This window comes from Rubripirellula tenax, assembly GCF_007860125.1.
GTDB classification, from domain to species: domain Bacteria; phylum Planctomycetota; class Planctomycetia; order Pirellulales; family Pirellulaceae; genus Rubripirellula; species Rubripirellula tenax.
This window is the reverse complement of record NZ_SJPW01000004.1, coordinates 60615-78072: the sequence shown is the minus strand read 5'-3', so window position 1 is coordinate 78072 and position 17458 is coordinate 60615. Positions and strand designations below refer to the sequence as shown.

Annotated in this window: 17 protein-coding genes; 13 read left to right on the top strand and 4 right to left on the bottom strand. The window is 55.5% G+C overall.

What is annotated here, in order from left to right; all coding sequences use genetic code 11:
- The first annotated feature begins 150 nt into the window (after window positions 1–150).
- From Poly51_RS14780 to Poly51_RS14725, 13 genes are all read left to right on the top strand, one after another.
- Window positions 151–810 carry a sigma-70 family RNA polymerase sigma factor gene (locus Poly51_RS14780; RefSeq protein ID WP_146458589.1) on the top strand — a complete coding sequence of 220 codons (660 nt, stop codon included), beginning with the start codon at window positions 151–153 and terminating at the stop codon, window positions 808–810.
- Window positions 807–3287 carry a serine/threonine-protein kinase gene (locus Poly51_RS14775; RefSeq protein ID WP_146458588.1) on the top strand — a complete coding sequence of 827 codons (2481 nt, stop codon included), beginning with the start codon at window positions 807–809 and terminating at the stop codon, window positions 3285–3287. The genes Poly51_RS14780 and Poly51_RS14775 overlap by 4 nt, the downstream gene beginning before the upstream one ends.
- On the top strand, window positions 3284–4453 hold the full coding sequence (locus Poly51_RS14770) for a hypothetical protein (RefSeq protein ID WP_146458587.1): 1170 nt from the start codon (window positions 3284–3286) through the stop codon (window positions 4451–4453). The genes Poly51_RS14775 and Poly51_RS14770 overlap by 4 nt, the downstream gene beginning before the upstream one ends.
- 64 nt (window positions 4454–4517) lie before the next feature.
- Window positions 4518–5771, top strand: coding sequence for an outer membrane protein assembly factor BamB family protein (locus Poly51_RS14765; RefSeq protein ID WP_146458586.1), 1254 nt, complete (start codon window positions 4518–4520; stop codon window positions 5769–5771).
- A gap of 227 nt (window positions 5772–5998) precedes the next feature.
- On the top strand, window positions 5999–6385 hold the full coding sequence (locus tag Poly51_RS14760; RefSeq protein ID WP_146458585.1) for a hypothetical protein: 387 nt from the start codon (window positions 5999–6001) through the stop codon (window positions 6383–6385).
- Between the two features lie 95 nt (window positions 6386–6480).
- Window positions 6481–7128 carry an SGNH/GDSL hydrolase family protein gene (locus tag Poly51_RS14755; RefSeq protein ID WP_146458584.1) on the top strand — a complete coding sequence of 216 codons (648 nt, stop codon included), beginning with the start codon at window positions 6481–6483 and terminating at the stop codon, window positions 7126–7128.
- Between the two features lie 221 nt (window positions 7129–7349).
- Window positions 7350–7823: a hypothetical protein gene (locus Poly51_RS14750; protein ID WP_146458583.1), complete on the top strand. Its 474-nt coding sequence runs from the start codon at window positions 7350–7352 to the stop codon at window positions 7821–7823.
- Window positions 7824–7977: 154 nt separating this feature from the next.
- Window positions 7978–8343, top strand: a complete 366-nt coding sequence (locus Poly51_RS30445) for a hypothetical protein (RefSeq protein ID WP_186775572.1) — start codon at window positions 7978–7980, stop codon at window positions 8341–8343.
- A gap of 231 nt (window positions 8344–8574) precedes the next feature.
- The gene (locus tag Poly51_RS14745; RefSeq protein ID WP_146458582.1) at window positions 8575–9153 is read left to right on the top strand and encodes a hypothetical protein; all 579 of its coding nucleotides are present in this window, start codon (window positions 8575–8577) and stop codon (window positions 9151–9153) included.
- A gap of 79 nt (window positions 9154–9232) precedes the next feature.
- Window positions 9233–9916, top strand: a complete 684-nt coding sequence (locus tag Poly51_RS14740; protein WP_186775571.1) for a class I SAM-dependent methyltransferase — start codon at window positions 9233–9235, stop codon at window positions 9914–9916.
- A 31-nt stretch (window positions 9917–9947) separates the two neighbouring features.
- Window positions 9948–10370 carry an ankyrin repeat domain-containing protein gene (locus Poly51_RS14735; RefSeq protein WP_146458580.1) on the top strand — a complete coding sequence of 141 codons (423 nt, stop codon included), beginning with the start codon at window positions 9948–9950 and terminating at the stop codon, window positions 10368–10370.
- Between the two features lie 151 nt (window positions 10371–10521).
- The gene (locus Poly51_RS14730; RefSeq protein WP_146458579.1) at window positions 10522–11211 is read left to right on the top strand and encodes a DUF2007 domain-containing protein; all 690 of its coding nucleotides are present in this window, start codon (window positions 10522–10524) and stop codon (window positions 11209–11211) included.
- A 105-nt stretch (window positions 11212–11316) separates the two neighbouring features.
- Window positions 11317–14391, top strand: coding sequence for an FG-GAP-like repeat-containing protein (locus tag Poly51_RS14725; protein ID WP_186775570.1), 3075 nt, complete (start codon window positions 11317–11319; stop codon window positions 14389–14391).
- Between the two features lie 195 nt (window positions 14392–14586).
- On the opposite strand, the gene Poly51_RS14720 is transcribed toward Poly51_RS14725, so the two are convergent.
- The 4 genes from Poly51_RS14720 to Poly51_RS14705 are packed head-to-tail and all read right to left on the bottom strand — an operon-like array spanning window position 14587 to window position 17406.
- The gene (locus tag Poly51_RS14720; RefSeq protein ID WP_146458577.1) at window positions 14587–15321 is read right to left on the bottom strand and encodes a phytanoyl-CoA dioxygenase family protein; all 735 of its coding nucleotides are present in this window, start codon (window positions 15319–15321) and stop codon (window positions 14587–14589) included.
- Window positions 15302–15709 (bottom strand): DUF4345 family protein, encoded by a 408-nt coding sequence (locus tag Poly51_RS14715; protein ID WP_146458576.1) that lies wholly within the window; start codon window positions 15707–15709, stop codon window positions 15302–15304. The genes Poly51_RS14720 and Poly51_RS14715 overlap by 20 nt, the downstream gene beginning before the upstream one ends.
- Entirely contained in the window at window positions 15702–16457 is a 756-nt protein-coding gene (locus Poly51_RS14710; RefSeq protein WP_146458575.1) for a YqjF family protein, read from the bottom strand. The genes Poly51_RS14715 and Poly51_RS14710 overlap by 8 nt, the downstream gene beginning before the upstream one ends.
- Window positions 16441–17406 carry an epimerase gene (locus Poly51_RS14705; RefSeq protein ID WP_246114518.1) on the bottom strand — a complete coding sequence of 322 codons (966 nt, stop codon included), beginning with the start codon at window positions 17404–17406 and terminating at the stop codon, window positions 16441–16443. Before Poly51_RS14705 ends, Poly51_RS14710 begins: the two co-directional genes overlap by 17 nt.
- Window positions 17407–17458: the final 52 nt, after the last annotated feature.

Here is a 17458-nt window from a genome sequence, read left to right as displayed (position 1 = left end):
TTAGGGGCTAGGGAGGGCGAGTTTCGCGGATTTATTTTTCACGAAGTTTGTCCCCTTGGGTCGGGAAATGTCGCTTTACTTCATGGTACCGCAGCGTCCCGAGGTGTCCCCAGGCGAACGAAACTCTTCTCTTTATCTAGCGAGCGTCCCATGCCCATCGAATCGACCGAACCCTTCGTCGCCGATACCAACGTGTTGACGATGATCGCCGAAGTACGCCACGGGAACGTCCAGTCGCTCGGCGATCTGTTGCAGCTCTATCAAAGCTATTTGTCCGTGTTGGCGGCGACGCAGATCGACGGCAGGTTGCGACGTCGGATGAGCACGTCGGATCTGGTTCAGGAAACGTTGTTAGCAGCGCACCGCGACTTCCATCAGTTCCGCGGTGGTAGCGAAGGCGAGTGGGTCGCATGGTTGCGCCAAATTCTTAGCAACTGTTTAAGCCACGCGATCGAAAAGAATGTCTACGCAAAGAAGCGAGACATTCGTCGCGAAGTCGCGTTGGATACGATGGCCAGGAACATTGACGACAGCATGGCTCGACTTTCGCACATTGTTGCCGACAAAGCCGCAACGCCTAGCGAAGTCATGTCGCAACACGAATTAGCGGACGAGCTTTCTAGTCAGCTCGCGAAACTGAAAGACAGCTACCGCGACGTAATCATCTATCGAAATCTTCAAGGTTTGTCGTTCGACGAAATCGCTGACCGCATGCAGATCAAAGCGGGGTCTGCGCGCATGCTGTGGGTCCGCGCGATCGCGAAATTCAAAGATACTTGCCAGCTCGATGTGACGGGAGAGCTGGCATGATTTCGCTTGGCAACCACCATCAATCGATGGATGATGAGCTCGACGATGAGTCAGGCTGCATTCAAGGTTTGACCGACGAGCAAAAAGAAACTCTGGGCGAGCTGCTTGAAACTTACCTTCACGCAATGGAAACCGGTCTGCCACCGTCGGTCGAACAAATCACTGCTTCCACGCCCGAACTTCGCGAGGCGCTGCGCGAATGCGTAAGCGGACTGGAGAGTCTGCATCGAATGGCGGCCGGAACACCACAGCCGACACAGCCGTGCGACTCATCAAACTGTCTCGGTGACTTTCTGCTGCACGAAACGATCGGGCGAGGCGGAATGGGGGTTGTCTATCGAGCGACCCAAGTATCGCTACGCCGAACCGTTGCGGTCAAGTTGCTGCCGATGGCCGCGGTGCTGGATCCTCGCCAACTGACACGTTTCCAACACGAAGCCGAAGCTGCCGCAAGTCTGCAGCATCCCAATATCGTTCCTGTCTTTGCGGTTGGTTTTGAACGCGGCGTCCATTTCTATGCGATGCGGTACATCGACGGTGCATCGATCGAAGACTGGATTGCGACCTATGCGAAACAAGACGGTGTGAAAACCGATTGGCGCACCGCCGTTGATTTCACCGTCCAAGTTGCAAGCGGTCTGCAGGCGGCCCACGAGTTTGGCATCATTCACCGTGACATCAAACCATCGAACCTGTTATTGGATGGGCGTGGCAAGGTTTGGATCGCCGACTTTGGGTTGGCTCGTATCCAAAGCGATGTGTCCATCACGGGATCGAAAGACGTGGTCGGCACCATTCGTTACATGAGCCCCGAACAGGCACGCGGCGACTCGGCGGTCGTCGACGGTCGAACGGATATCTACTCGCTTGCCGCGACGCTTTACGAGATGTTGGCGAAGCGCCCGGCACATGCCGGTGACGACGCCGCGACGATCTTGCGTCAAGTCGACGAGGACGTGATCAGCCCGCTGCGTCGAATCCGAACCGACATTCCTTGCGATTTAGCAACCGTGATCGCCAAAGCGATGGCGAGTAAGCGAGACGATCGTTACGAATCGGCAAGCGAGTTTGCTGCGGATCTGCGACGGGTACTCGCGGGAGAATCCACAATCGCCCGACCACCAACGTTGACCGACAAGGTCGTTCGATTTGCTTCGAATCATCGCACGGCCGTGATCGCGACGGCGTTGGTCGGGTGTCTGGCGTTGGCCGGATTCGCCGTCGGCACAACAAAGCTGGCCGCCGCGAAAAACGTCTCTGATGCATTGGCGATTCAATCGAACCGTAACCAAGCCATCGCTCGCGAAGCGGTGGATCGGTTGGGGACGCAGATCACTGAGTTGTTGGCTGACATTCCCGCTGCCAACTCGGTCCGTCACCGATTGCTATCTGAAACGCTCGGATACTATCAACAGATGGCGGCGGTTGCCGTCAACGACGTCAACCGAGACGGTGAACAACAACGCCGTGACCTGGCAATCACGCTGGGCAAGATGGGTGTCTTGCAAAGCGAGTTGGGGAACGTGACCGAAGCGATCGATTCACTTCGAGCATCGGAAGAGCTTTACAGCGAACTGGCCCAACGGTCCGATGACAAGACCCTGCAATTGCAATGGTCGATCAGCCAAAACAATTTGGCACAGCGTTTTACGCAGGCCGGCGACCTGCAAGCAGCCGGCGTCTGGTTCGCCAAAGCCATCGATACGCAGAGTCGTCTGCACTGCGAAATCGAACTAGCAAAAACGCTGAACAATCTCGGCAGCATGTTGGCCGATGCTCAAAAAATCGACGAGTCACAGCAGACTTTCGAGCATGCGATCGAACTGCTGGAATCGGCCGACGGTCAAGAGATGCTTCAATCCACCGTCCGCTCGAATTTGGCGGGTTTGTTGGCGAAGCGAGCGCCCGAGCGATCGGCCGAATTGGCAAGTCAATCACTTCGTTATCAAGTCGCCTTGTTAGAAACCGATCCGGCCGATCCGAAATTGGCAACCCAAGTCATGCTGACACTCAACACGCTGGCGACTTCGCAATCCCAAATGAGAGACCACGCCAGCGCCGTTGAGTCACTGCAGCAATCGGTCAAGATCGGACAGCAACTCATCTCCCGATGGCCCGATCAACCGACCTACCGTCGTGATCTTATCATCAGCCTGAATCAACTAGGGCTTTCGTTGGCGGCGACCCATCAATTGTCGCAAGCAAGCGATGCACTTCGGCAGGCCGCCGACCACGGTCGAATGCTGAAGCTGGTATTCGTTGACGATGCCGAAGTCCAAAACATGCTTGGCGGAGTGCTTAACAATCTGGCTTTTTTGACACAACGTATTGGTGATCCCGAGACGGCCAGACGCATCTATGAAGACGCAATCGAACACCAGCGAATCGCGATCTCATTGGCACCGCAAATGCACCAGTACCATGCCGCGTTGAAGACCCAGCAGTATAACCTGCAACAGTTGCGAGGTGAGTCGTGAACGATAGAACGGAAAGCCGGTTGCTCTGTATCGAAGCACTGGAGAGTCGATCATTGTTGGCGGGGAACCCCTTCGCCGCTGACGTCTTCGACAATGACGTCCACCAAGACCATTTCGGTTCACGCGACCGTCTTCGCAACCAAGACGCCACGCGACCGAATGAGGTGAGCTCGCTAAGGCCAGGATTTGATCGTATCGGCAATTCAAATAGGGGGCGGCATTCAGATAATCGCTTTGACACGCCACAGAAAATTCGCGTCGAAACTGTCACTGCGCAACCCCCCACGGCGGCAGGTGTTTCGGTCGTCTTTGCAACATCGCCGCCGACACAAGCCGCACAGCCCGTTACCGCCTCGAAATCCGTTTCGATATCACCTTCTGCTTCGGCGGCACCGTCCGCTTCGACACCACAACCTGCCTCGGCGTCACAGTCTTTGTTGGCAGTTCGTGCCGTCGCAGTCGACGCGGCGCTGGCAGGTATCGTTGCCACGGACGTGGTTGAGTCGACCGACACAGCAACTCGCGTCGACGAGGCAGTTCAGACGCGTCTCGACGATGATTCGGAATCAAAGTTGGCAATCGCGTCGGTGATTTCTAGATCTCAAGCTAGTGATTTTTCGACCCCTGACACATCAACCGATGATGATCCAGACAACGAGCTTATCGAACTCGCACCTTGGAATCTAAACGGCCGCGAGAGCGAATCCGCTGACGCTTCACGAGCACCGTGGCAACTGGATCTCGACGCAATTTCAACGATCAATTCCGTAATCGGGCGTGCGTCGACGCGACAGAGTCGAATTGCCGACGCGATCATTCATTCCTGGTTCGGCGGTTCCGGTGGGATGATCGCGATCGACCGCATCGACTTGCCGAGCGTCGAAGCCATTGCCGACGGTCGATGGATGAACGTGCAATTGGAATCCACCGTCATGCTGCATCGTTCTCTGGAACTGATCGCCAGCGGAAGTGCGCCGATGATGTCCGACGAAGTCCTCGACGTGATCATGGCATCGATCGGGCAAATGAAAGATTCAGAATCCCAACCGATTGGCACCCATGTCGCGTTCCGATTGCCAGCCGTAGCGTATCCAGCGATCGCGATTCTGACCGGTGCCGCAATCGCCGCTCGACGAAAACACAAACTCTTCGGTACGCTAACCTAGGCCGTCGTCGCAATTGCCCTGATTGCATCGGGCCGACCGACCACCGCACCCACGGAATCCCAACATGCTTCGATCTCTAATCGCTTCACTCTTTGTCTGCCTTTCAATCTTTGTTTCAAACGCGGACGATTGGCCGGCATTCTTAGGGCCTGACGGCGCGGCGCGTTCCGGCGATTCCGTGCCGACAACCTGGACCGATACCGAGAACTTGGCTTGGAAGGTCGATTTGCCCGGTTCGGGGTCGTCTAGTCCAATCATCGTAGGCGATCGTGTCATCGTGACTTGCTATGTCAGCGGCAATGGTGACGGAAAACGACAGGTTCTATGTTTCGACAAAAACACGGGCAAGGAAGAGTGGTCGGTCGATTTCCCGATCGACTATCGCGAAGACGGTTACCAGGGGTACATCACCGAACACGGTTACGCCAGCAACACGCCGGTCACCGATGGCCAAGACGTCTACGTATTCTTAGGCAAAGGTGGCGTTCACAGTATCACTTTGGACGGGAAAAAGAACTGGAGTGTCGATGTCGGAAAAGAGTCCAGCAATCGCCAATGGGGATCCGCGGCAAGTTTGGTGCTGTTCGAGGACACCGTGATCGTCAACGCGGCCGAAGAAGCCAAGGCAATCATCTCGATCGACAAAACGACTGGTAAAGAGCGATGGCGCCAGGAAGCGGGGATGCTGGAACTGACCTACGGGACGCCCCGAATCGTTACCCGTAGCGGTGGCGACCAAGAACTTGTCATCAGCGTTCCCGGCGAACTCTGGTCGCTGCACCCGAGCACCGGAAAATTAAAATGGTACGCCAAGTCGCCGATGACGGGAAACGTTTCGCCATCGGTGATTGTCGATGGCGAAACCGTTTACAGTTTTGGCGGATACCGTGCGTCGGGAAGCATCGCCGTCAAGGCGGGCGGCGACCAGGACGTAACCGACACGCACGTCCTTTGGGAAAATCAGTCCAGTTCCTATGTTGCAACACCGCTTCTTCATGACGGACGCTTTTATTGGATCGATGACCGCGGCATCGCGTACTGCACTTCTGCCAAAGACGGCGAAGTCGTCTATAAGGAACGCGTCGGCAACCTACAAAGCGGACGCCCGGTCTACGCATCACCCGTGCTGGTCGGCGGCAATATCTACGTCGTGACTCGCAAGAGCGGCACGTTTGTTTACTCGCCCGGCGATAAGTTCGAACCGATTGCTCAGAACGTGTTTGCCAACGACGAAACCGATTTCAACGCGTCCCCCGCGGTATCGGATGGCAAAATCTATCTGCGCAGCAATCAGGCGTTGTACTGCGTCGCGGACTGATCGGTCCTGCGGACGAGGGCACTTTCATCGCAAGATTGTGGCCGTCTGCCGTAACCTTGCCGACTTGCTTCGTCTGGTCCTTTGCAACTCTACGATGGCTCGACAACTTTGCACGTCCCCTGAATCGACTCGACCGACTGTTTCAACAAACGGCTTGCTTGACGCAAAGAAAAAAACGTCGATTTGATCGAGCCGATTTTCGCGACATCTTTCAATCGACCCCAATTGTGTTCATCCGCTTCGTCGCCTGCGACCCGAATCGTGAGCCCGGCCGACCCGAAGGCGTTTTCGGTGCGGCATACGATATTTTGGAACATGAGACTGGCCCCAAATATCTCCACGATGAGCTTCGCAGTACCTTGGATTGGTTCGTCACCAACCTGCCAATACCAGACCGCTTTGCCCTTTCACGGCGTCCCCATCGTAGCGACGATGGAATTTGCTGGTTTAAGATGGAGTCGGTGGATTGTGTCGCTCGCGTTCGATACCTCGCCTACCTTGTTGCGGAATGCGGAATACCGGTTCGACAGTTGACGACAGCAACACCGGGCTACGTCATCTACGAAGATGATTTTCAATTGGTTGCAGCGCCATTTGCGACGACTCCGAGATGATGCCGGCAAAGGGACGACCCGTTGAGATTGCTGCCCGAGTGTTTTGATCACGCCGATCGTTGAACCCAGACGCTATGCCTTGGAGGGATGGTTGAGTGAACCAAATCCTTGTTTATGCCGACTCACTTAGTTGGGGGATCATACCGGGAACTCGCAACCGACTTCCGTTTCACGAGCGTTGGCCAGGAGTGATGGAAGGCGAACTTCTTAGGAAGGAGTGGTCTGTCCGCGTGATCGAAGATTGTCTCAATGGTCGGCGAACCGTCTGGGAAGATCCGCTCAAGCCTGGTCGCAATGGACTCGTTGGGATCGAGCAGCGGATCGAAGTGAATTCGCCGTTGTCGCTCGTCATTCTGTTTTTGGGTGCGAACGATTTCCAGTCTGTGCATCGAACCACTGCACGGCAGTCCGCGCAGGGCGTTGCCGCGTTAGTTGCTGCGATTCGCCGTGCTCCCATCGAATGTGGAATGCCGATGCCCGAAATCATGCTTGTCGCTCCGCCGCCGATTAAGCAAGCGAAAGGCGATATTGCTTCCAAGTTCGAGGCCGCTGAGCTCAAGTCTGTCGGACTAGCTGATGCGATAAGCGACGTGGCGAATCACTTGGACTGTGACTTCCTAGACGCCGGCGTTGTCGTCACGACCAGCAACGTCGATGGTGTGCATCTTGATGTTGATCAACACCGTTTGCTGGGCGTCGCCATTGCGGCCCGTGTCGTTTCGATATTGGAGCGATCCGAATGATGAACGTGCGCGGCGCAGCGACTGTCGTTGCTTTTATACGATTCGAAACTGATGAAACACAGCATTGAATCGGTTGTTCTGGAAATCCAAGGCGGCGTTGAAGTACGGCCGTATGCGAATTGTAGAAACAGGCGTTTGTAACCCGAGTGGAGACCGCCTTGCTCGGTGTTGGTTGTCGGTCTCTTGCGCAACTCAATCGATTCTAACGTACGGAGTTACCCATGCTCTCCTACAACGCAGGTAAGCAAACCATGTCCGTTCACTTGTCCGTCGATGAAGGCGTGGCCCGATGGCGATACCGAAACGGATTTGATGAATGGTCTCATGAAATGCCCGTGAAGACCTTTTATCCGTATCCCCTGCAGTCCGTTGACCGCGGGCGTTACCTAAAAGGCATCCTCATTTTGGTCGCCGGTCCGATTGCCGTTGGCTACGTATTGCTTGGATTCGAGAGATCGGTTTACACAGCCGCCGGTTCCGCAATCGTCTGTTTTCTTTATCTAGCATTACAATTTGCTCCCTGGATTCACGGTCCGATTCGCTGGGCGACGTTCGACACCGAGATACCCACGCGAACGGTGTACATTTTCCAGGGCTCAAACGGCAGTCATTTTGACGAATTCGTTTCCTCCTTCAACCAAGAGATTGTTACGGCACGGTTGGCGGAGAGTGCGAAACCGGTTGATCCGGGGTAATCGTGGTTTCGATCATAATGGCAGCATCGTTGACTCCGCCGTTTTTATGATCCGCGGCGACCGAGTCTTTGTTGTTGGAAAAGCGTTCTTCCACAAGACTGCGGCTTGCGAAGTACGTGTCCAGCAGGCACCTCCCTTCTGAGCAGATACTTTGATGTACTACCTGGGCGAACTCTGCGGGGTACTCGCGATTGCGTCGATCGCCTGGGCGATTGGCCGAGCCCTGCATGTCGTGATCGGTCGAAATGACGCGAGAAAACGGGTGCATGGTCAAAGGATTCCGGAATGGATCGCCGCCACCGTCGTTTCGTTCGGGGCTTCGGCTTTGCTCTACTTTGGTCCAGAGCCGAACGTTCCGTATCCACCTTCGGCAGGGTGTGCAGCTTTCGGCATCATCGGCGGGCTGTTCCTTGGAAACGTTCATGGCTGGATTCGTCTGGCAAACCATGTTCCGAAAAAATCGGCGTCCGCCAACCGGTCTCGTCGTGGGTCGACCAATCCATACGAACCACCATCCTGATGACTGCAGGTCCTAGAATGAAACGGCGTTGTACCTGAACGATTACGAAGCAGATGATTTGTTGATGGTTACCTGCATCGTGATAGTCGATGTCGATACGATAGCGGTAAGGTTTGGAGAACTGCACGCGACGGAAGTTTCGCAAGTGATCCGAAGTGTTTGCGATTGTTACGCATGGCGTGAGTTTTCTGTTGTTCGCTTTTTGGGTCTTCGAGGTCATCTCACTGAATCATGCTTTGGCCGATTGTACTTCCGTTTAAGATCAGCCTCGCGGTGCTGTTCGGATTGGTAGCCGTCGCGGTGCTGATTTCGCCGCTGTTAGGATGGCGCCGCGGTAAGACGCTACTGGTTTCGATGTTCGTCGCGATACTTGCCTTCCTGCCCGTTTGCGCCGGCGTTGGTTCGATACTCGATTCCCAGCGATTCGGTGTCTTTCACTATGCCGCCTATGCCGAGGTTCAAGACCATCGCGTCGAACGCTACCTGCCTCCGCAAGCACGCGACATTACGCTGGAAAAGTATGCGATGGGTCATCGTGCCAAGTACACGATCACGCTTGATGAGTTGACCGGTTACCTCGACGGCCTCTGGAGCAGAGCAGGTGGCCGTTCCGCAGTTCCGCGAGACCAACTCGATGATGGTGCCTCGGTGAGCGGCGAGAGCTTTGATTACTCGTTCGACGGACGCGATTGGCCGATACCCGAAAAAGCCTTACACTTTTGTAGTCCCGTGCAATCGGACGGGGGCGGAGCTGACTACTACTTCGACAGCGAGACGAATACTGTTTTGCAGCGGGCCGGATACTGGTAGCGATCGGCCGTGATCGGGTAACAGTGCTTCGCCCGCCGGTCGATGCGTACCGTTCCCATCCGACAAGAGATGCCTTGTGGTGTATCGAGAGAACTACCTCGAATCGAGAGAACGTTGCCTTGCCGCGTTTGGCCCGAAAGAGGCGTCTGAATACGACGCTTGGGTTGCCGTGCTCACACGGCAAGATCACGAAGCGTGTCTGGCTGATCTAAGCAATTGTGTATCGCTGGTAGCCGATACCAACGTCCTTGATGCTGGTGCGGGAACGGGCGCGTTGTGCCACGCACTAACGCTCGTGCCTGGCCTGCGGGTTACCGCCTTGGAGCCTTGCCCCGCGATGCGTTCGATACTGAACGCCAAGCCGGACCTGTCGCACATCGAAACTGTTGCCGGTTTCTGCGACCATCCGTCTGACCGAGATCTTTTCGAGGATGGGCAATTCGACGTCATTGCTTCTCGCCAGCTCACCAATTGCCTCTACGACCCATTGGCGGCGTTTCGAAACTGGCACGCATGGCTACAACCGTTGGGCACGGTCGTTGTGATGGATGGCTTGTTTGATCGGTCCGCCTGGTCCGGCATTTGGGATGGCGTGGTGGACACACTTCCGCTTTCGGCGTGCCGGACAATGGCGACGGTTCCCTATTTGATGGAGCAATGCGGTTTTCGAGTGACCTTTGCCGGCTTCATGGAAGTCACCAATACGCTTCCGTCCACCCGGACGATGCGATACATGGTTGCTGCGAAAAAATGTGATGGATAGTCTGTGATGTTACTTCGTCTAGGATTCCACCATGGTCAATGAACTTTTCTGCATCTGCTGTGAGCGCGATCCGGACCATGCGGACCAACTAAAACGCATCGATGCTGCGGTCACAAACGGCGTCGACGTTCACCAATCCGACAAGAACGGCGTGACGGCGTTGCATCATGCAGTCCGGTTTCGGAATCCCATGGCGGTTCAGGCTCTGATTCGACACGGCACAGGCGTCAATCGGTGTTGCCGAAGAAGCGGTTCGACACCGTTGCACCGCGCGGTTTGCAACACCGGTGCTCCTGGCACCGCTGGGCGAACCGACGCCGTCCGTGAAATTATCCGCATTCTGATCTCCGCCGGCGCCGACACAACGATCGCGAACAAGTCGGGTAAGACGCCTCGCGACTATGTGACGGATGCATCGCTGCTAGTTCTGTTGGACGCAAAACACAAGGCATGAATTTTGCCGCGACTTGCGAGTTGGCTGGTTGAATGAGCGTTCGCAGTTTCCTGTAACATAGGGCGAGTATATCGTAGGCCTAATCTCTCCGTGATCCGGCGTGCTTATCTGCGGGTCCACGGCACTTCACTCTCAAAGCCTCTTCATCGCTATGAACCAAAACCCTTACGAACCGCCTGGTGAGAAACCCGAAGATGATTCTTCCGTGGGATCTGAATCTGACGACCAAGCGATTGCCACACCAGTGCTTGCCTATACGGCGAGTGGAAACTTGGAAGCACATTCGGTCGTGACGTGGTTAGAATCCAATGATGTTCAAGCCTACGCGGTTGAAGACAATTCCAGTGTTGGATCGAGTCTCTTTGGAACGGTTAGCCAATTCCACAAGCCACAAGTCTTTGTCGATACGTCAGATGCAGATCGGGCCGGCGCGCTGATTCTTCAGTTTGAACAGCAGCGAGACCTTCGCCACAAAGACCTTGCCGATGCTCCGCCAATCAAGGCAGAGTGTGAAGACTGTGGGGCGACCAGCGAATTTCCCGCAAACCAGGATGGGACGACGCAGACCTGTCCAAAGTGCCATGCTTTCATCGACGTAGGTGAAATCGATTGGCCCGAAGACTTTGATTTCGAAGAAGCCGAATCTGTTTCGACGACCCCCGACAACATCGAAGACGCGATCGATGCCGCTTCGCGTCTCGATAGCCGTGGCGACTGGGACGAGGCGATCGTCGCGTACAAGGACGCGGCAAGCCGATGGCCTGACCACGCAACCTATATCGGCAACTGTATCCGTGAAATCGAAGGCAAACGCAATGCCGCGAATGAATCCAGAGAATGACGGACCTCGCATCGCAGGAGCAGCAAGTCAGAAAGGTTTTCGTGTGACCATCCGCGAACATTTGGTGCGATGGTTCTATACGGAAACGTTTGCTTGGATGACGCAATGGAAGTTCACAATGAGGTACGCTACTCGTTCGACGAAGCGACCACATTCGGTCATTTCTCTTCCGTTGGATGGTACGTGATGCGAGGATTGTTTTTTGGAATGATCGTCTGCGTCATGGGAGCCGTGGGCTGCGGTAAGTCTGGTTCCACCGCGATTGTGCCACAGCAGCAGGAACAATCACAAGATTTGTTGCACGCATGGGAAGCAGCAACCGGAACGAGGAATTGGCAGGAAGCATGGGAGCTCTCGCCGGCCATTTTGAGTCAGTATCCTGACGACCCCGAGATCGCCGCCGCAATTGCGAGGGTGGCCCACGAGCTTGGGAAAGCAGATGTGGCCGCGGAATTGTTGGTGCAAGCCTGTCGAGCTGAGTCCTTTCAGGATTCAGCAAGGGTCGAACAGATGTTTGCTGCGATGCTATCCGTTGGGCAGCTCTATGAGTGCATGGACGTCCTTGAAGAGTCTCTTGCAAGTCAACCGAACCACCACTCAATCAGGCGAAAACTATTCGAATTGCACTGGGGCACGGAAGACCGCCCTCGTGCCCGTCCGCACGCACGCTTTCTCGTGCAGAGTCGACAATTCGATATTGAGCTGCTGATCGCACTGGTCGAGTCGTCGACTAGAACGAAGGTCGAAAAACCGCTGATGGATCTCGTGGCTCGATATCCCGAGGATCTGCGTCCGTTGACCGCGCGGGCAAAGACAGAACTTGATCGAGGTCGATTAGGTGAAGCAAGAGCGACATTGGAAAAAGTGCTTTTGAATCATCCACAGCATGTGCCTGCGAACGTTTTGCTAGGGAAGCTGCAAATAGCTGAAAGCAATTTCGATGAGTTCGCTGTGGCCACCGCGAGGATGGATAGAAACCTTGACGACTATCCGGAGTATTGGATCGCCCTAGGTGATTGGTGCCAATCCGAAAATCTCACCGAAGAAGCGGCCAAGGCTTACTGGGAGGCAACCCGACGCGACGCGGATTCAACCGATGCATGGCTGAAACTCCGCGGCGTATGGAATCTCATTGCCCATCCAGAGACAATGGACGATGTGACTGCTAAGGCGGTTGCCAGTCGCAGCACGCAATTGAATCGTCTCAATCAATTGGTGTCTGAATTCAAAATAACTGGCAAAGAATCCGTTTCTTTGGCGATTGACATTTCGCAAACGCTAGTCGATCTGGGACGCATTTGGGAAGCAGAAGCTTGGACTGCCATCGCAACCACCTTTGCCAGCGGCGACAGACCAGGCTTGACCCAAACGCGTCAAACGATCGTTGCGAAACTCCGCCGCAAGACGCCCTGGCAACTCACCGAGGGCCACCCCGAACTGACCGTTTCACTTTCGACTTTTCCTGCACCAGACCTAGCCACTCGAAATCGCATCGCCACGGGTGGCGGACGTGATTCAGCTCAACCTTCCAATGATGGCGAGCAAGCGACGAATCGCTATGTGTTGACCGATGAGTCGCAGCAACGAGGGTTGCGATTTTTTGGGCGAACAGGCGATGATCTCGACCGTCCAGGAATCATGCTCTATCAGTTCAATGGCTGTGGAGGTGGAACCATTGATTTCGATCTTGATGGTTGGAGTGACGTCTATTTGTCAGCCGCGGGTGGCCAACCACCGCTTGTCGATTCTGCCGAGAACTCGCTATTCCGAAACGAATCCGGGTCGTTCCGGAACGTCACGTCGTTTTCGGGAGGAGATGACAAGAGATTTGGCCAAGGAGTTGCCATCGGTGATATCAATGAGGACGGGTTTCCGGACATCCTGGTGATGAACTATGGCCCCGATGTTTTGCTGGTCAACAACGGAGATGGAACGTTCAAAGATGTTAGCGATCGACTGGGGCCAGGCAATTCAAAAACCGCATGGTCCACCAGCGGCGCGATTGCTGACCTGAATGATGACGGGATATCGGACTTGGTCATCTTGCACTACACCGTCGGCCTTGACGCCGTATTGTACAAGTGTCCGAGTCCTGGTTTGGATATCGCCCGCGCCTGCACACCGCTCAGGTTTCCGGCGTTGCAAGATCAGTTCATGCAGGGCACATCGGTGGGGTTTTTTGAGGACAAGACTTCGGACTGGAATGCTGTTCCTTCGATCGCAGGTCGCGGCTTGGGAGTCACCGTCGGCTGCTTTGATGACGTCGCGGGCGTTGATGTGTTCATTACCAACGACATGACCAGCAATCATTTTTGGACGCGATCTTTGCAACCCGAATTCAAGCTCTTGGAATCTGGCTTGATGAACGGACTTGCGTCGGGAGATCGCTCGCTCGCACAGGGTTCAATGGGGATTGCTACAGGTGACCTCGACCGTGACGGCGAAGTCGATTTTTACGTCACGAACTTTGCGTATGAATGCAATACACTTCACCAACGATCGGAAACGGGCTTGTGGCGAGACCAGACTTACTCGGCCAAGCTCGAGCTTCCAACACTATCGCTTGTCGGCTTCGGAACTGCGGCGATCGATCTTGACAATGATGGAATGCTGGAGATCGTACTGACAAATGGACACGTGGACAGTTTTCCAGAAGGCGATGATGCGGTCCCCTACGCACAGCCGATGCAGATTTTCCAGCGTGACAAAGGGGGTCGGTATTTCGATCGCACGGCGGAAACCGAAAGCGAGTACGTCGCCCGCAAGCACGTTGGGCGTGCGCTGTGGACCATCGATGCGAATCGCGATGGGTTGACCGATTTCATGGTGACTCACCAAACCGAACCCGTGGCACTGATGATCAATCACGCTCGTGATTCGAATCGCTGGATTGACCTGCGGCTGTCGGGTACCACGTGCGCGCGTGACGCCATCGGCGCCGTCGTTGAAGTTCAGTCAGGCGATCAGCGGTGGACGTGCCACCAAACTTCTGGTGACGGTTTTCTTGCCAGCGACGAACGTGCCATCCGAGTCGGTTTGGGCAGGTCATCGGAAGCCTGCCAAGTGACCGTCCACTGGCCTGGTGGGCATGTTGAATCGTTTCCATCCCTGGGCGTCGACCAACAGTGGTTGTTGGTTCAAGGTGAAAGCGAAGGTTTTGAGCTTTCGCTTCCTGATTGAATTGCGAAAGTAATCTAGAGTAAGCAGGAATGTTCGCCCACGCGGATCTCTTCGATTCCGTTGAATAGACCGAAAGCTTGGGCCAGAAACACAAAGTTCGATTCCACACGTGTTCCCTTGTTGCAACCGCCGCGGGCGTTTCACTCGGAAAGTGATCGAACGGGAAAGTGTGCACTCGAGTGTCGGCGAGGTTGACTATCGTGTCGGCGCATACGCGACGAAGTCGTGCCACTGTATCGCGTCGGGTAAGCTTGCAGACGCTGCGAATTCTAGGTGCAGGATGCGTCGATGACGTCGTGTTCCTGGTACTGATGCGCCACTTGAATGGCTGATCAAGGGCCGCATTGCCAACACGTCACCGACCTTTGCGTGAACATCGACAGCAGCATCTAAACCATCGCCGTCACTGGTCGATGAAACGTGCGAGCCTGGGATCACTCGCAGCGGCCCGTTTTCGTCGGTCACTTCGTCCAGGTGAATCCGAAGCGTTAGCATTCGGTTCAAGATTTCGTCGCAAGCGATCACGTGCGGCACACCGGCTTTGATGGTTGGTCGCGAAACGGAAGGTGACGCGATCGAATGGTTTCTCACGGCGATGGATGTGTCTTTGTGCCAAGCCAAAGCCCACGTTCGGTCTGGCGGTTTGTCGAAGAACAACGCCCGAACCAATCCGAATTGGTCGCCGAGTTGCTCGCGAAGAAAACCGACGAGCGAATCGCATTGCCAAACGGTTGAGACTTCGGGAATCGACTTGATCAAGTTTCTGGCTGCGTACACGTGCCCTCGACTGGATCTCGCCCGCACGGTATCGCCATCGGCGTCGTCATCAAACGTGTCACGACACACGACCAACAATTGTTCGACAGTTTCGGCCGTCACCGCTTGCTTCAAAAGACAAAACCCATCGCGATCAAGAGTTGGCTGGTCCATGCTTCGCCTCCCGAGACGCCATCGCGCATCCAACCCCGCAAAACACCGCACCCATGATTTCTAAGCCCGCGAACCCAGCATGCATTTCTGAAAAACCATCCAATATCATTCCAACGCATCGACCCGTCGCCGAACCGGCCATCGGCAGGCCGCCAATCAGCAATGCAGCGAACACATCGCCGCGTCGCCAAAGGATGATCATCGCTACCGCGATCGCCATTTCAACACCCCCATAGAACGCACGCACTTCCGTCAACATTTGCGGGGTGGATACGTTGACGCCAAACGCGAGTAGCAACGCGCCGGGACTGGTGCCCAGCCAGACGGCAAATCCAGCCCAAGCAGCGGCGGTGACGAAAATGACGACGGCGGGGAAGCGACTATTCATTGTTGCATTCTGTCACAATCCACGCGTGCACGTCGACAGGCTTGGCAATCAACACATGCGGCGGGTTTTGGAACGTAAGTCCAAACGGTTCGCCCATTGTGTTGATTCGCTCGGCGTAAACGGCTGACGCAAGGGACCAGGGCGGATGATCGATTTCACCGCGAAAAATTCTGCCTTTGCGATTGGCACTGTAAAGACAGTATCGAGCGGTCAGCCAGTATTCGAGTGATCCCGGTTCGGCGTGGACGAAGCCACCCGCCGCGGCATAGCTTGCGTCGTAGTCCGCCGAACGTTCGCCACGATGCGTGCGATGACTTTTGAAACTCGTCTCGCCCATTTCGCTCTGAGCGATCGACATCGTCGCATCCATGTACGGCAGATTGAACGTTGCTCTGGCCACCCGAACCGCAGCGAGGCTTGCCGCGTCGAGCGAAAAGAACCAGACGCCCGGTTTTCCGCCAACGGTGACGTAGGTTCGCACGTTCAATTCCAAAAAGCGACTCACACTCGGGATGGGCGGACACAGTCGCGGAGCTACGTTCGACATCAGAAACGGAACGACTCCGATCCAGGCTTGGCCTTCCCAGGTGTCCAAAGTCACTCCCGTGGGAAGCAACGCAGCAACCTTCGCCGCCGCGACACGCCAATGGGCGAACAGCAAGTCCGACCACGTCATTCGCATGACCCACGGATGATTCGGCAGCGGCCATGTGCGATCTGAGTCTTTGCGATCAACGTTTCTTGTCATACAAGTTCCTCAACGCCGGTTCAAGGTTCGCAAACTCGAACTCGAAACCGTCGTCCATCAATCGTTTCGGAATCACGTAGCGACCATAGAGAACCAGTTCCGGATCAGTACGCATGAAGATCGGAGCTCCGATACGGACCATCCATTCAAAGGCTGGCAGTCCGATTGGTATTCCGATGACCTTGCGAAGCGTTCGCATGAAGGTCGCCTGTGACTCTGGGTGGGGTGAAGAAACGATGTAAGTCCCCTCCATCGTTTCATCAGCGATCGCCCTCGCGAAGATCGAATTGCAGTCGTCCTCGTGGATCCATGACATCCCTTGCGTGCCGCGGGCCACTGTTCCGCCGAGCCCTAACTTGGTGATCAAACCCAGCGTGCCAAGGGCCCCGCCGCCACTGCCGCGATCACGGCCGACAACGAAACTGGTCCGCATGATCGTGCCGCGTTGCTGGGGCAACTTGCTTTCCGCAAACGCAGATTCCCAAGCCCGCGCGACCGTCGGTGCTAGCCCGATTCCTTCGGCGGACTGTTCGGTACAAACGGCCGACGGTGGATCGCCGTAAATGTGCGCCGTACTCATTTGCACCCAAACCGGCGGCGGCGATTCGACAACACGCATCGCTTGGCCAAGCACCCGAGTCGACTCGACACGCGACCGCAAAATTTCATCCTTGTGATCCGGCGTCTTGATACAGTTCACCGTACGGCCCGCCAAGTTCACGATCGCGTCACAGCCGTTGATCGCGGACGACCAGTCTCCCGCCGCCCCACCGTTCAATGTTCGCCCATCCCAAATGCGATGCGTCCACGATCCAGCAGTCTTCGGCACTGATCGCGACAGAATCGTGACCTCCGCGCCTTTGGCAGCGAATGCGTCCGCCATCGATCGGCCCAGGAATCCGCTGCCTCCAGCGATTACGATTCGTTTGCCGGTGAGTTGTGTGACCACGGGATCTTCCAATTGTTGTTCGCCACGCGTTGACTACTGATAGAACCGAAAA